General features: G+C 58.5%; 15 protein-coding genes and 1 pseudogene. 13 read left to right on the plus strand and 3 right to left on the minus strand.

The window, feature by feature from the left end; genetic code table 11:
* Window positions 1–258 precede the first annotated feature (258 nt).
* On the plus strand, window positions 259–720 hold the full coding sequence (locus ACVW16_RS00790) for a hypothetical protein (protein WP_456739111.1): 462 nt from the start codon (window positions 259–261) through the stop codon (window positions 718–720).
* 3 nt (window positions 721–723) lie between these two features.
* On the opposite strand, the gene ACVW16_RS00795 is transcribed toward ACVW16_RS00790, so the two are convergent.
* Window positions 724–1,116 carry a hypothetical protein gene (locus ACVW16_RS00795; protein WP_456739110.1) on the minus strand — a complete coding sequence of 131 codons (393 nt, stop codon included), beginning with the start codon at window positions 1,114–1,116 and terminating at the stop codon, window positions 724–726.
* A gap of 172 nt (window positions 1,117–1,288) precedes the next feature.
* Here ACVW16_RS00795 and ACVW16_RS00800 point away from each other — a divergent pair, with 172 nt between their 5' ends.
* The 9 genes and pseudogenes from ACVW16_RS00800 to ACVW16_RS00840 all read left to right on the plus strand — a co-directional run bounded on the left by ACVW16_RS00800 (window position 1,289) and on the right by ACVW16_RS00840 (window position 9,515).
* Window positions 1,289–1,903, plus strand: coding sequence for a recombinase family protein (locus tag ACVW16_RS00800; RefSeq protein WP_456739109.1), 615 nt, complete (start codon window positions 1,289–1,291; stop codon window positions 1,901–1,903).
* 77 nt (window positions 1,904–1,980) lie between these two features.
* Window positions 1,981–2,184 (plus strand): annotated as a pseudogene (locus ACVW16_RS00805) (recombinase family protein); the annotation flags it as partial.
* A gap of 4 nt (window positions 2,185–2,188) precedes the next feature.
* Window positions 2,189–2,746: a hypothetical protein gene (locus ACVW16_RS00810; RefSeq protein WP_456739337.1), complete on the plus strand. Its 558-nt coding sequence runs from the start codon at window positions 2,189–2,191 to the stop codon at window positions 2,744–2,746.
* Window positions 2,747–3,220: 474 nt separating this feature from the next.
* Window positions 3,221–3,562 carry a hypothetical protein gene (locus tag ACVW16_RS00815; protein WP_456739108.1) on the plus strand — a complete coding sequence of 114 codons (342 nt, stop codon included), beginning with the start codon at window positions 3,221–3,223 and terminating at the stop codon, window positions 3,560–3,562.
* Between the two features lie 109 nt (window positions 3,563–3,671).
* Window positions 3,672–5,150 (plus strand): DUF3631 domain-containing protein, encoded by a 1,479-nt coding sequence (locus tag ACVW16_RS00820; RefSeq protein ID WP_456739107.1) that lies wholly within the window; start codon window positions 3,672–3,674, stop codon window positions 5,148–5,150.
* Window positions 5,151–5,744: 594 nt separating this feature from the next.
* Window positions 5,745–6,482: a hypothetical protein gene (locus tag ACVW16_RS00825; protein ID WP_456739106.1), complete on the plus strand. Its 738-nt coding sequence runs from the start codon at window positions 5,745–5,747 to the stop codon at window positions 6,480–6,482.
* A gap of 105 nt (window positions 6,483–6,587) precedes the next feature.
* Window positions 6,588–6,833, plus strand: coding sequence for a helix-turn-helix transcriptional regulator (locus tag ACVW16_RS00830; RefSeq protein ID WP_456802184.1), 246 nt, complete (start codon window positions 6,588–6,590; stop codon window positions 6,831–6,833).
* Window positions 6,834–7,185: 352 nt separating this feature from the next.
* Complete coding sequence (locus ACVW16_RS00835) at window positions 7,186–7,545, plus strand: hypothetical protein (RefSeq protein ID WP_456739104.1); 360 nt, start codon at window positions 7,186–7,188, stop codon at window positions 7,543–7,545.
* 11 nt (window positions 7,546–7,556) lie between these two features.
* The gene (locus ACVW16_RS00840; protein WP_456802185.1) at window positions 7,557–9,515 is read left to right on the plus strand and encodes an AAA family ATPase; all 1,959 of its coding nucleotides are present in this window, start codon (window positions 7,557–7,559) and stop codon (window positions 9,513–9,515) included.
* A 10-nt stretch (window positions 9,516–9,525) separates the two neighbouring features.
* Here ACVW16_RS00840 and ACVW16_RS00845 read toward each other — a convergent pair whose 3' ends face one another.
* The gene (locus tag ACVW16_RS00845) at window positions 9,526–9,726 is read right to left on the minus strand and encodes a hypothetical protein (protein ID WP_456739102.1); all 201 of its coding nucleotides are present in this window, start codon (window positions 9,724–9,726) and stop codon (window positions 9,526–9,528) included.
* Between the two features lie 333 nt (window positions 9,727–10,059).
* On the opposite strand from ACVW16_RS00845, the gene ACVW16_RS00850 reads away from it, so the two are divergent.
* The 3 genes from ACVW16_RS00850 to ACVW16_RS00860 all read left to right on the plus strand — a co-directional run bounded on the left by ACVW16_RS00850 (window position 10,060) and on the right by ACVW16_RS00860 (window position 11,588).
* Window positions 10,060–10,257: a hypothetical protein gene (locus tag ACVW16_RS00850; RefSeq protein WP_456802186.1), complete on the plus strand. Its 198-nt coding sequence runs from the start codon at window positions 10,060–10,062 to the stop codon at window positions 10,255–10,257.
* Window positions 10,241–10,600, plus strand: a complete 360-nt coding sequence (locus ACVW16_RS00855) for a hypothetical protein (RefSeq protein WP_456802187.1) — start codon at window positions 10,241–10,243, stop codon at window positions 10,598–10,600. The genes ACVW16_RS00850 and ACVW16_RS00855 overlap by 17 nt, the downstream gene beginning before the upstream one ends.
* Before the next feature lie 403 nt (window positions 10,601–11,003).
* Window positions 11,004–11,588 carry a recombinase family protein gene (locus ACVW16_RS00860; RefSeq protein ID WP_456802188.1) on the plus strand — a complete coding sequence of 195 codons (585 nt, stop codon included), beginning with the start codon at window positions 11,004–11,006 and terminating at the stop codon, window positions 11,586–11,588.
* 211 nt (window positions 11,589–11,799) lie between these two features.
* Here ACVW16_RS00860 and ACVW16_RS00865 read toward each other — a convergent pair whose 3' ends face one another.
* On the minus strand, window positions 11,800–11,985 hold the full coding sequence (locus ACVW16_RS00865) for a hypothetical protein (RefSeq protein WP_456739319.1): 186 nt from the start codon (window positions 11,983–11,985) through the stop codon (window positions 11,800–11,802).
* Between the last annotated feature and the right edge of the window lie 208 nt (window positions 11,986–12,193).

Raw genomic sequence — 12,193 nt, forward strand, 5'->3', positions numbered from 1 at the left:
GAGTGCGTCGGATTGCAATTTCCGTTTCGCTTTTCATAGTCGTGCAAGCCTCCTCCGCTGCATCGGCGTTAGCAGCCTGCGGGGACAATGGTGGACCGGGATACCGAAACCAATCCGGAAAGTGTGTCGGCTGGGAAGCGCTTGCGCGTCAGTGTGGAAACCCACCCTCAACGAAATGTACGGCTGAACGCGTCGCCGAGGGCTCGGGAGATGCGGCTGCGAAGGGAGCGGCTATCCGGTCGCTGATGGATCGTTCACATGAAGCGAAAAAAGTGCCGGTCAATCCCTAAGGCGCCGGGCTTCTATCTCATCTCACTCCGTGCCGTTGCAGTGATCGCCGGCATGTCAGCATTCGTTGTCCCTACCATTGCTGCCATCGATCCATTGACCGGCCTGAGCTACTTGAGTCGATCAGCAGGAGATATTGATCAGTGGAAAAGGATAGTACTTGAATCAAAGGGACCCAATTTGCGAAAGGCGCAAATCAAGGTCGCTATTCAAACGCGGGGCCCAAGTATGCAGGGCTTAATCCGCATTCCGGGCGCACCAGCGTCCAACTTTGACACCGGCAAGGGTCTGACGGTGGTTGACCTGATCAATGCTGGAGACGAAGTGCGCGGCTATACTGAGATTGTTGCGCTGGAGATTCTGTTCACCCAGACAACCGTTGGGCAATCGTACAAGGTTTTCAAGGTCGATTATGGCGACAGGGCCCAATAGCGACTAACCCTGTGGCTTCATCCCGAGCCTTTCACCGCACATACTTCCGGTGGCTCCGACCATTGCCAGGACTCCCGCGCCAGCCTTGTAATCCTCGGTGTCGAGTTGTTCGATTACGCCAGTTTGCGACGCAATAACGTTCACCCGGCAAGCGTAGTTTTTGGCAAGCCCTGAGCCCCTGTCCATATTGACAGTTGTCTCGGTCGCCAACTGCCAGACGTAGGAAGTTTGTCCACTATTCATCTTGAAAGTAGTTGTTGGCGGCCCCCAGCGGACGACCAGCGTATCGACGTTCTTGCCAATGTATTCTTGACCGAGCCGGGCCCTGACCTCCGGCGCTGACGCAGCGCAGCCCGCAAGCAAAACGCAAAGTGCTACGATCCCAAAAGCTCTCATCAGCCTTAACCTCCCCCAGACCCGAAGCCAGAAAAGCGCAACTCTGACGTTAGTGCAAGAGGAGCTTCTCTCAATTGGTAGGGGCCGCGTGGTTGGCGAAACGGGCTCTTGAGCGACCGTCAGCCAGAGTGTTCTATCTGCGCTTGGCGGCCCTGCTTGATGGAGGTGGCGAATGAGCAACGCGCTCGTCGTTCACAAGGCTCACCTGCCGAAGGCTCTCCTCGGCGTTCGTGCTGCTCAGTACGTGCGAATGTCCACTGAGATGCAGCACTATTCCATCCAAAATCAGGCTGCAGTGATAGCTGCCTATGCACACGCTCACAATCTAACTCTTGTCCGTACCTACAGAGACGAGGGCGAAAGCGGGTTGCTCATCAAGAACAGGCGGGGCCTCCTCCAGCTAATAGAGGATGTCGAAAGTGGACAAGCCGACTTCGGGCACATCCTTGTCTACGATGTAAGCCGATGGGGGCGCTTCCAAGATGCAGACGAAAGTGCGCACTATGAATTCATGTGCAAGCGCGCGGGCATCAAGGTCGCATATTGTGCCGAACAGTTCGACAACGACGGGACTATGCTAGCCAGCATCGTCAAGAACATCAAACGAGTGATGGCGGCCGAGTACAGTAGAGAGCTTTCAGCGAAGGTCTACGCCGGTCAATGCCGCTTTGCTCGGTTAGGCTACAAGCTGGGCGGTTACCCTGGCTACGGTTTGCTGCGGGAGCTTGTTGACGAGAAGGAGCAATCGAAGGGTGTTCTAAAGAAGGGACAGCGAAAGTATCTTTGACTGATCACATTAGAGTTCGTCCCGGAACTCCCCGCGAAGTTGCTACCGTCAGGTGGATATTTAGCCGATTCCTCGATGTGAAATGTGAAACGGTGGTGGCTTGGGAGCTGAACAAGAAGAAAGTGCCGACGCGCTCGGGGGATCCTTGGACGCGCGTGAAGGTCGGAGCCATACTCCGAAACGAAAGCTACATCGGAAATCTCATTTTCAATCGAAGGTCCTTTAAGCTGCGCCAGACATACACGTACAATTCTCCAGACCAGTGGATTAGAGCTGAAGGCTGCATTGAACCCATTGTTGATCGTGACGTCTTCGCAAAGGCGAACAAAATTTATCGAAGAACGTCGCGTCGATATAACCGAAGAAGAGATGCTCGTCCGCTTGCGAAAAGCTTTGCTCAAGCAGGGAAAGTTGAGCAGGGACATTATAGACCGCGCGCCGGGGCTGCCTTGCGTGGCGACATGCCAGACCCACTTCGGCAGTTTGCGAAATCTCTATCGGCTGCTCGGCTACGCTCCGAAACGAAACTATGAATTCCTAGATTCTCGACCTCTTTGGTCGGAGCAAAAGACGAAGCTCACCTTTCGCATTGTAGCTGCCGTTAGAAAGGCGGGTTGCCGTACTAGCACTGGTGGCTGGACAGATTCCCTTCGTGTGAATGAAACCATCTGCATTTCGGTTAGAGCCGCGCGTTGGACGCCGGGAGAGAAGGAGACCCATTCTCCACATTGGACCATTCAATGTGACATCCCAGTGGAAGCCTTTGGTGCGGCCTTGATTGTTGAAGTTAAGCTGCTTTCAGGAGGCTTATCGGACCCCGGCCAACGCCGGATACGTACTTGACGCCAAGGTCCGCAAGGCCTTCGTGGCTGGATGGCCGTTATCGTTCAACGTCTCCCTCAGTTTCTTCACGCTGGTTAATCGAGCTCAACTCGAGCGTGGTGACACCAATGCTCTCTCAAGGCTGAAACAGGGGTTCGATTCCCCTAGGGAGCGCCAGAGAAATCAAAGGCTTAGCTTTCGAGCATTTCGGCAAACCAAACATCGGCCAAACATCGCGCCGTTTCGCTGTTGTTTGCGACAGTCTAAAGATTACGTTATAGTGATATAGTGATGCCTGCGGCGCGATCACGGGCGCCAGCGCGAGAGTACCATTAGTCCCGCTTGTTCGGGCAGCTTCTGAACTACCGGCCCCGGCACTGCATAGGCGGTGCGCCTCAGCGATCGTGAGCGCCAACGGAGGTCGTCCAGCGCAATGCGATTGCGCCGGGGCGGCCTCTTGTCCTTTGAGACCCCCTCGGCCCGGAGGCGGTCTCGATGACGAAAATCAGCAATCCTGCACTAGAGGTGTCGCACGTCGACTCTGCGCTTACCGTAGCGCAGTTCTGCCGCGCCGAGTCGCTTTCCAAATCGACCTACTATTCGCTGCGACGGCGTGGTCTGGGGCCTGAGGAACGGCTCGTGCCCGGCACCAGAATTATTCGTATCACTGCCGAAGCGCGTGCCGCATGGCGTGTGCGGATGGCCGAGTTTGCTCGCACCGAGGCGGCACAGCTTGAAATCGAGCGGCGGCGCAAGCTGGCCTCGATCGCCGGTGAAATCGCGGCGCAATCCCCCAGGCACATCAGCCGTCGTCCCGGTCAGAGGAGGCCGCGATGATTATAGTCGCCACGAACGACGGCATGGGGCTATCTGACCTGACGTCAGACCTGCCGGTTCTAATCGCCTGTAAGCGCCTGAAATCTCAGGGTCCTGACGGGTTGCCGGCATGAGGGGGCATAAGGCCATCGCCCAGCACTTCGGCGACCGCGAACGCCAGCGCCTTGACAAACTATTTCGCGCCCTCGGCACGGACAATACGCACGAGGCCGAAGCAGCGCGCGGCCGGATCGACAGCCTGCTGCGCGACTACAACAAGACGTGGGTCGACATCATCCAATTGCTCGGCGGCGCAGCTAATGCCATTCGCGCTGAGCTTGCCCGCGACATTGTCGCGCTTGGCGCCAGCGAAGCTGACGAGCGTGACAAGGCCCGCCGCAATATTTTCGATCTGCTCGCTCGCCATCGTAAGTCCTGGAATGATCTCGTCGACGTGTTGTCCTCAAACTCGCACGCGGCGCGGGCGTGTGATGCTTCGGCAGACGATCCCGAGCGCGTCAATCCATTGGCGCTGGTTCATCACCTGCTCCAGGAATATGTCGCGCTACAGCCGCGTGAGTATGTCGTTGTCGCACTGTGGGCCTTGCACACTCACGTTAGTGACCGGTTCATGGTGACGCCGCGACTGGCCTTACGCAGCCCCGTCCCCGATTGCGGCAAGACGACGCTGCTTGATATCCTGGCAAGGCTCACGGCGCGGCCTGAAAAGTTCGACGCCGTCTCTACCGCCGCATTATATCGAGTGATCGATGCGGCGCATCCGACCCTACTGATCGACGAAGCTGATAATCTTGGCCTTGCGCTGCGCGACAACGGACGGCTTCGCGCCATCTTGAACAGTGGCCATCGCAAAGGCGGCACAATCGGGATTATAGAGCGCGGCCGCGTGCGCAAATTCTCTACATTTACCCCGTTGGCCTTGGCGCTGCCAGATACGTTCGGCGCGTTGCCGCGTACTCTGAATTCTCGTTGCATCACTATCGCGATGGAGCGTCATGATGGCCAGCGCAAACTCAAGCGCTTCGACGCTAGTCATCCCGATCCCGCGCTCGATGCCGCTTACACACAAATTTTGCTCTGGCGTGAGGTCAAACTCAACCGTGATCCGGCAATGCCAGTGCATAATCGATGGGCCGACAACTGGCGATCGCTGATCAGCATCGCCGACGCGTTAGGCTGGGGCGAAGAGGCACGCGATGCGATGCTTATATTCGCGCGCCAATATCACGACGCTGATATCAAAATTTTGCTGCTCGCCGACATTCGCAAAGTGTTTGACATACGCAACGTCGACTACCTGCCGACCAAAATCCTCCTCGACGCGCTGCATAACCTCGACGAAGCTGACTGGTGCGAGTTTCGCGGTGTTCGCAGCGATCAGCGACCGCACAGGCTTAAAGACACCGAGCTTGCGAGCATGCTGCGTGAGTTCAAAATCAAGCCGAAGACGATTTGGTCCGAAGGCACGAGCGCGAAGGGCTATCGCCGAGCCTGGTTCGAGGAACCATGGCGCGCCTATTGCGACACGACAGCGTCACAGCCAAATGATGCGACGAGTTTTCGGGTTGTTGGTGATGGCACGCCATGAATCGGGATTCTCAGCATCAATGACGGACTCGAGGCTGGGACTGCCCGGGACGAAAAGAGGTAGGCAGCGCCATGAGGATCGATGGCTATAACCGTCAGCAGTTCGAGCCGGCCTGGCGGCAGTACTGCAGCGAGGATGACGGCACAACGGCACACACCAGCAAGGTCGGGCGGAGGCTAGCCTTTTCACGAGGGAGACTTTCGCCTCCTGTTAGTTGCCAGCTTCCGGCGCACTCTGTAATGAGGGTCAAGATGGTGAGTCTCAGATACAGGATGGGGCCATTGGTCTTATCAATATAGATGGGCCCACCCTGCGCCGGGAAGAGCGTCGGCCAGCTCGCGGCATCCGGATCGGCGAAAGGGAGGGGCTCAATGAAACTTCATGCGGTCTCATTCTTGATGTGCGCCGACTAAAGGCAGCCGGTCAGTTTCGGCGTTCGCTAGGGCCTACTTCGCCGCCTTTGTCGCCAAAGACCATGCTGCGTTATAATCTGACCGCCGGGCGGATAGGGTAGCTCCCGAAAAGCATGGACCGCACCATGCTTGCTGCCGCGGCCCTCTTTTTGCGGCAGCGCTAAGCGGAGGCGCGTGCACAATGTCCGATGGGCCGCCGTTAATCCCCAATCCGAGTTGCCCGCGCGACTGGCGACTTAATCGCGAGGCGCGATTCACCTGGAAGCAGCAGCGCCGACGTGAATGGATCAGTTTTCGCGAGATTGTCGAAGAATGGTTGCCGGAGATTGATGGCCACGAGACTGTGCGCGCTAATGCCCGCGACATATTGCTGCGCGATCTTCTCGCTGGCGATTTCGAGGAGCACGGTCGATCCAAGGTGCTTTATCTGCATTTTCGCACTCGGATGGCGAGAATGAAGAGGCAGCATCTATTGACTATCATCGATACATCTCCGCCCGACGTCGTGTGGTCCGAATATCTGGCGCGCTGTTGGTTTCCGCGATCGATGTTTCACCACTGGCTGGCCAAGCACGAGTTGCCGCGCAATCCAGCGCGGTTTGAGCCGCGCGAGGAAGCCACCGAGCATGCTTTGATGAAGCCACCGTCGATGCCAAAGGGAAAGGACTCAGCAAAACCGGAACTGCGACGGGGACGCCCTAGCACGTACGACTGGCCAGAGATCAAGCGGTTCATTTTCGAACAGCTCGATACGCGAGGCGACTTTGCCGAGGAAGACCAAGTAGACGATTGGAAGACATGCGCCGACCTCTACCGAGCAATCGAAGAGAAGTTCGGCGAGAAGTGCCCAGCTCTCACCACCCTGAAAGAGCGCGTCCCTGGGTTAGTGGACGAATGGCGCGCCCAAAAAGGTCAGTAATTCGCCCAACGGGTTGATAATTAATTAGCGACCATTGCCGGCCGACAGTCAAATTCGAAAGTCATATCAAGTTCGGCATCGATCAACTTCAATCGGTGACGGACGATGTCACAGGACTCCACTGGACTTTCGGACTACGAACGTCGCGGCGGACCGCCCGATCGCTACCTTGGGACGGCGGATGCGGCGCGCTACATGAACTATTCGGAGAATCATTTCCGCGCCCTCATTCGCGCCGGCAAGGTGCCGGCACCGGTCCGAGTGGCCGGCAAGTTTTTGTGGCGACAGTCCCTGCTGGATCAGCATATGCACGCGCTAGAAGTCGCGCAGGGTGTCACCGACGCTGCCTAACGAAACGCCGCCCCGGTGAAAGGCGGCGTTCCGTGTTTTTGGAGTCTGTGCAGTGGCCAGCCAGCCGCAAGTCGATCTCTGGAGGTCGCGGGCTGGACGGGTTCGAGTCCCGAGACTCCCACCACCTCATCGGCCGATGGCGCGAGGGGTTGGAGCGCTAGTTCCGTAGCGCGTGACGTCCCAAAAATCAAGGACGACTTACATGTGCGACGGCGTGATCGGTCTCCACCCCCCTGAAACCTTCGTCTGATCTGCCGCCAGTGCGGCCACAACCTGTTTCCTCTTGCGCGGCGCCAGCGCCGCACGCGCGAGAGCGCAAAGCGCGCGCGCTGAATGGAGAGAGACAATGCGAATGTCCGATTTTGCCGGCACAAGGTTCATTAAGGTCGAGGATGTCGCGGACGGTCCCATGGAGGCGATCATCGCCGACGTGACCATGGGCAGCTTCGATAAGCCGATGCTCACTTTCGAAAACGGCGACCAGCTTTCGCTCGGTAAAACCAATGTCCGGACGTTGATTGATACGCTCGGCACAGACGATTCAGAGTCCTGGATTGGCCATAGGATCGAAGTTTACCAGGGCGAGGTTTTGGTCAAGGGCAACAAGCAGCCCTGTGTCTTGGTCCGCGTCATCGGCGGCGAGAGGCAAGTCGTGGCTAAACCCATGGCGCGAACCCGCAAGAACGACCTGGACGACGATATCGTTTACTAGGCAAAGGCCCGATGCTGCTCAGCCTGGAGCAAATCGCGCGCGCACTTGGCGGTCGAGTCGTCGGCCGGGAGGTGCGCGCGCCTTCACCGGGTCACAGTTCGGTGGATGACGGCATGGCGATCAAGCTCGATCTCGATGCAGAGGACGGCTTCATCGTTCATCTCTTCAATGGCGGCGATCCTTTGGCTGCGAAGGACTTCGTACGCGACAGACTTGAATTGCCGTCGTGGCAGCCGAAGAAGGCCAAAAGCAACAACCACAATCAACTGCGCATCGTCGCCACTTATCGCTATGTCAATGCCGATGACGTGCTGTTTTATGAGGTGGTGCGATATGACCCGAAGAAGTTTCTTCAGCGCCGGCCGCTTCCCGGCGGCGGTTATGCATGGGGCCGCGGTGATAGCCCGGAAGTGCTTTATCGGCTCCCCGATCTGATCAAGTTTCCGGACGCGACTGTCTTCTTCTGTGAGGGCGAAAAAGATGCCGATCGCGTTGCCGAGCTTGGTCTCGTTGCCACTACAGTGTCTGGGTCGGCGGCGGACAAATTGACGCCGGAATTGGTAGCGCCGCTGCGCGGGCGCGACGTGTTCATCCTGCAAGATAATGACGCGAAAGGCGTAAGGCGGGCTACAGCAGCAGCGGAAGCATTGCACGGCATCGCGGCAAGCCTGCGCGTGATCCTGCTGCCGGACCTGCCGTCGAAAGGCGACGTGTCCGATTATCTCGATGCCGGCCACACCGGGGAAGAGCTTGAGGCCATTTGCCTATCGGCGCCGATCTGGCAGCCGGGCAACGCAATGCCCGAGATTACACCAGATACAACGGACGACACTGGCCTCGAAGTCTTCGACGCTGGCGATGACATCAATCTTCCGCCCCCACGCGAGTGGCTGCTCGGCAACCAATTCTGTCGCAAATTCCTGTCGTCGCTGATCGCGCCGTGTGCCGGTGGCAAGACCGCGCTGCGAACCGTACAATTCCTGTCGCTCGCGACTGGCCGCGCCTTGACAGAACAATATGTGTTCCGCCGATGCCGTGTGTTGCTGGTTTCACTTGAGGACGACATCGATGAACTGCGACGCCGCATTGCCGCAGCCTGTATTCATTTCGACATAGATCGCAGCGAGCTTAAGGGCTGGCTGTTCTATGCCGCCCCCAAAGGGATCAAGCTCGCCGAAATGCATAAAGGCGCACGCCAGTTAGGCAAGCTTGAATGTAAACTACGCGCGGCCGTGACATCTTTCGAACCCGACATCGTCAGCCTCGATCCGTTCGTGAAAACACATGCCCTGGAGGAGAACGATAATGGCGCAATGGACTTTGTCTGCGATCTCCTCGCGAGACTTGCCGTCGAATGCAATATCGCCGTCGATACCCCGCATCACGCCCGCAAGGGCGCCGCCACGCCCGGCGATCCCGATGTAGGCCGCGGCGCCAGCGGCACCAAGGACGCCGGGCGCTTGGTCTATACCCTCACCCGCATGAGCGAGGAGGAAGCCAAGCAATTCAGCATCAGCCCGCAAGATCGAGCGCAGTTCGTTCGGCTCGACAATGCCAAGGTGAACACTGCGCCGCCCTCGCAGACAGCAACATGGTTCAAAATCATCGGCGTGCAGCTTGGCAACGGCACTGCCGAATATCCGAGCGGCGACGAGGTCCAGACGGTCGTGCCATGGAACCCACCTGACACATGGGCTGGCCTGTCGTCGGTGGCGCTCAATGCCGCGCTGACTGACATCGATGCCGGGCTGCTGAACGGCCAGCGCTATTCCGACGCGCCGAAGGCGAGCACACGTGCCGCTTGGCGTGTCGTCCAAAAGCACTGCCCAGATCGTTCCGAAATGCAGTGTCGTGAGATTATCAAAACTTGGGTGCGAAACGGCGTGTTGTTCAACGAGCCGTACGACGATCCCATCGAGCGCAAGGCGCGGCAGGGCCTCCGCCTAGACCCCGAGAAGCAGCCGTCATGAGATTGCGCCATTAGCCCCGTTTCAATGGCGCACCAATGGCGCAGGATGCCGCTGCGCCATTAGCAAAAGGCGCTAAGCTAAAGCTTAATGGCGCAATGAGCGCGCCATTAGCTTTGGTGCTTGGCGCGCCAATGGCGCAATGGAGCAGAAAAGTGAGCTTCACGGGGTTACTTTGCCCCTCGCGGGCCTGTCCCAGTTTTTTCCAGCTCATAGCCCCATCCGTCTTTAAGTGCTTCTGCAGTTCAACCAATCACGTCTGATGCCAGTTGCCCGGCGTTGTGGTAGGATTCGCCGCTGTTAGCTCCCTCTGACGGGAAAAGGCATGGCCGAGAAGTTCTCAGATGATGATGCACGGGACCTACAGCCTGTCGTGCAGCTCAGGCCGAAGGGCAATGGCAATTTGAAGACGGCGCCGTCTTGGCAGCCCGGGCAATCGGGCAATCCTGCTGGTCGGCGGCCAGGCTCGCGCAACTAGCTGAGTGAAGATTTTCTGCAAGGGCTGCATCGCACATGGCAGAAGCATGGCGACCGTGCGCTGGAGGCGATGGCGATCGACGATCCCTCAAGCTTCTGCCGGCTGGTCGCAGGACTAATGCCGCGTCAGATCGATTTGAGTGTAGGTGTTGATGCGGCGCAGTTTGTCACGACCTTCCGGGAAGCGGTCGAGTTGCTCGGGAACGAGCCCCCGCGCAAGCGTGCGAAGGTGATCGAGGCGGAGGTGATCGATGCCGATGATCAGTGATGCGGAGATTGCCGAAATCAGGCGCAAGGCCGCTGACGGCTCTGAGCCACGTGAGCGCTACGACCTATCTCCGCTGCGGACGCGGGCGGAAGTCTTCGCTTTTTGCGTTGAAGTCGCGCGGCAAAATAGTTGGGATGAAGTCGAGGTGATCGATGCGTTGCTTAAGGTCACCACGCCTTGGCGCGAGGACATCCGCGAGGTCGAGCAGGTGCTGCGGCCTTTGGGTTACGGTGCGGTGGCAAATCATTTGCACAGGAGCGCGCGCTATCTGGAGCCGAAGCCGCCAGCCCAGCGGTCGCACCTCTCACACTTATCGCCGCCACCCAGGCGGGCGCAGACTTAGATCAACATGCGTCCACGGGACAATCTTCTACGTTTCGAGCATCTAGCCCACAAGCGGGCGGTGGCCCGGAAGTGCTCACGGCGATATAGGCAACGGCGCCGAAACAACATTAAGTGCTTGCGGATCGAGATTTCTAATTGGACTACCACGATCGACGCCTTTGTGCGCGCAGGGGTACTGGCGGAGGATCAACGCCATGACGACCGAGCGATTGGGGCCGCCATTGCGCAGCTATGTCGGGCAGGCTTTCGCGCGATCCAGGCGGGATTTGAGAAGGTCCGCTGACCGCGCCGTGATCTTTTCCATCATGCAAAAGTGTTGATTGGCGCATGGTTCAAACGCCCTTGTGATATAAACATTTCTTCTATGCGAAATCCCGATGCAAAAGAGAGTGAGGATTTCCATGAGTGGTATCATTGGCTATGCGCGGGTCTCGACTGACGGCCAGAGCGTCTCCGACCAGATCGTGCAGCTGAAGGCTGCGGGCGCGACCAAAGTATTGTCCGAGAAGCTGAGCGGCGCGCGTTTTGACCGGTCGCAATTGCGAAAGGCAATCACTGCGCTTGGGAAAGGTGACGTGCTGATCATCACCCGGCTCGACAGGCTGGCGCGCTCGAGCCGCGATCTGCTCAATATCCTGCACGAGGTCAGTGAGTCGGGAGCTGCGTTCAAGAGCTTGGCCGATGCTTGGGCCGATACCACCACGCCGCACGGCAAGCTGATGGTGACCATTCTGGGCGGACTGGCTGAGTTCGAGCGCAGCTTGATCAAGGCGCGGACCGACGTTGGCATTCGGCGCGCGAGAGAAGCGGGCGTTAAGTTCGGTCGACCATCGAAGCTGACCAAGCATCAACAGCGGCAGGCGATCAAGCTGCTCGAGGCCGGCGAGCCGCAGAGCGCGGTAGCGCGGCTGCTCGATGTGGACCAATCAACCATCAGCCGGCTGGCCGCGCGCGCGAGGGCAAGGGCGGAATGCCTACGTCCCTAGACACTATCCGGGGGATTCGGGCGTCAAAAAGCGAGGCGACCCCTGTTACGTAGCGCTTTTGACAGATGTCGGGCCAACGCAGGCCGGCTCCAGCTTGAGGTTGTGGCTGCACTTGTAGTCCCGGCCAATACAGGGGGAGAGCGCGAACCTCGGGCGGCGCGCTGACCCCGATGTCACCTCTGGCTAGAGCTACTAGGCGTCTCCAGCGCGCTCAATCCGGAACGGCTATTCGTCCTCTCCTGACCACCCGAAAGCTGTCGGTCGCCCGCAGCAACGACGGCAGACCCTCGACGCGAAAGCGCATGCCGTCTTCCGAGACCCATATGATCCTCGCCCGCTCGCCGTCAGGCCATTCAATGATGTACTCGGGTGCCAGCTCGGGTACCGATCGGGTCATCCGCTTGCTCCTTGCCGTGGAGATGTATGTATGCCGATAGGGCTAATCCGAAAGGGTCCGCGCATCGGGCGAGCCCTGGATTAGGCTCTGCTCGGCTCCAAAGAACGCGCTGGATGCGGCGCGGCGCAAAAGCAAGTAGCTGGGCCGCCGCTTAACACTTTGAACGTCGTCCAAGGCAGCTCGATCTACAGCCGCGAGGTACTCAAGC

It is taken from the genome of Bradyrhizobium sp. USDA 4474 (assembly GCF_054057515.1).

What these genes read in the sequence shown, in the direction of transcription:
- ACVW16_RS00800 (WP_456739109.1), top strand. Translation starts at nt 1,289, where the DNA reads ATGAGCAACGCGCTCGTCGTTCACAAGGCTCACCTGCCGAAGGCTCTC.
- ACVW16_RS00815 (WP_456739108.1), top strand. Translation starts at nt 3,221, where the DNA reads ATGACGAAAATCAGCAATCCTGCACTAGAGGTGTCGCACGTCGACTCT.
- ACVW16_RS00830 (WP_456802184.1), top strand. Translation starts at nt 6,588, where the DNA reads ATGTCACAGGACTCCACTGGACTTTCGGACTACGAACGTCGCGGCGGA.
- ACVW16_RS00825 (WP_456739106.1), top strand. Translation starts at nt 5,745, where the DNA reads ATGTCCGATGGGCCGCCGTTAATCCCCAATCCGAGTTGCCCGCGCGAC.
- ACVW16_RS00840 (WP_456802185.1), top strand. Translation starts at nt 7,557, where the DNA reads ATGCTGCTCAGCCTGGAGCAAATCGCGCGCGCACTTGGCGGTCGAGTC.
- ACVW16_RS00845 (WP_456739102.1), bottom strand. Translation starts at nt 9,726, where the DNA reads ATGAGCTGGAAAAAACTGGGACAGGCCCGCGAGGGGCAAAGTAACCCC.
- ACVW16_RS00850 (WP_456802186.1), top strand. Translation starts at nt 10,060, where the DNA reads ATGGCGATCGACGATCCCTCAAGCTTCTGCCGGCTGGTCGCAGGACTA.
- ACVW16_RS00860 (WP_456802188.1), top strand. Translation starts at nt 11,004, where the DNA reads ATGAGTGGTATCATTGGCTATGCGCGGGTCTCGACTGACGGCCAGAGC.
- ACVW16_RS00790 (WP_456739111.1), top strand. Translation starts at nt 259, where the DNA reads ATGAAGCGAAAAAAGTGCCGGTCAATCCCTAAGGCGCCGGGCTTCTAT.
- ACVW16_RS00820 (WP_456739107.1), top strand. Translation starts at nt 3,672, where the DNA reads ATGAGGGGGCATAAGGCCATCGCCCAGCACTTCGGCGACCGCGAACGC.
- ACVW16_RS00795 (WP_456739110.1), bottom strand. Translation starts at nt 1,116, where the DNA reads ATGAGAGCTTTTGGGATCGTAGCACTTTGCGTTTTGCTTGCGGGCTGC.
- ACVW16_RS00865 (WP_456739319.1), bottom strand. Translation starts at nt 11,985, where the DNA reads ATGACCCGATCGGTACCCGAGCTGGCACCCGAGTACATCATTGAATGG.
- ACVW16_RS00855 (WP_456802187.1), top strand. Translation starts at nt 10,241, where the DNA reads ATGCCGATGATCAGTGATGCGGAGATTGCCGAAATCAGGCGCAAGGCC.
- ACVW16_RS00835 (WP_456739104.1), top strand. Translation starts at nt 7,186, where the DNA reads ATGTCCGATTTTGCCGGCACAAGGTTCATTAAGGTCGAGGATGTCGCG.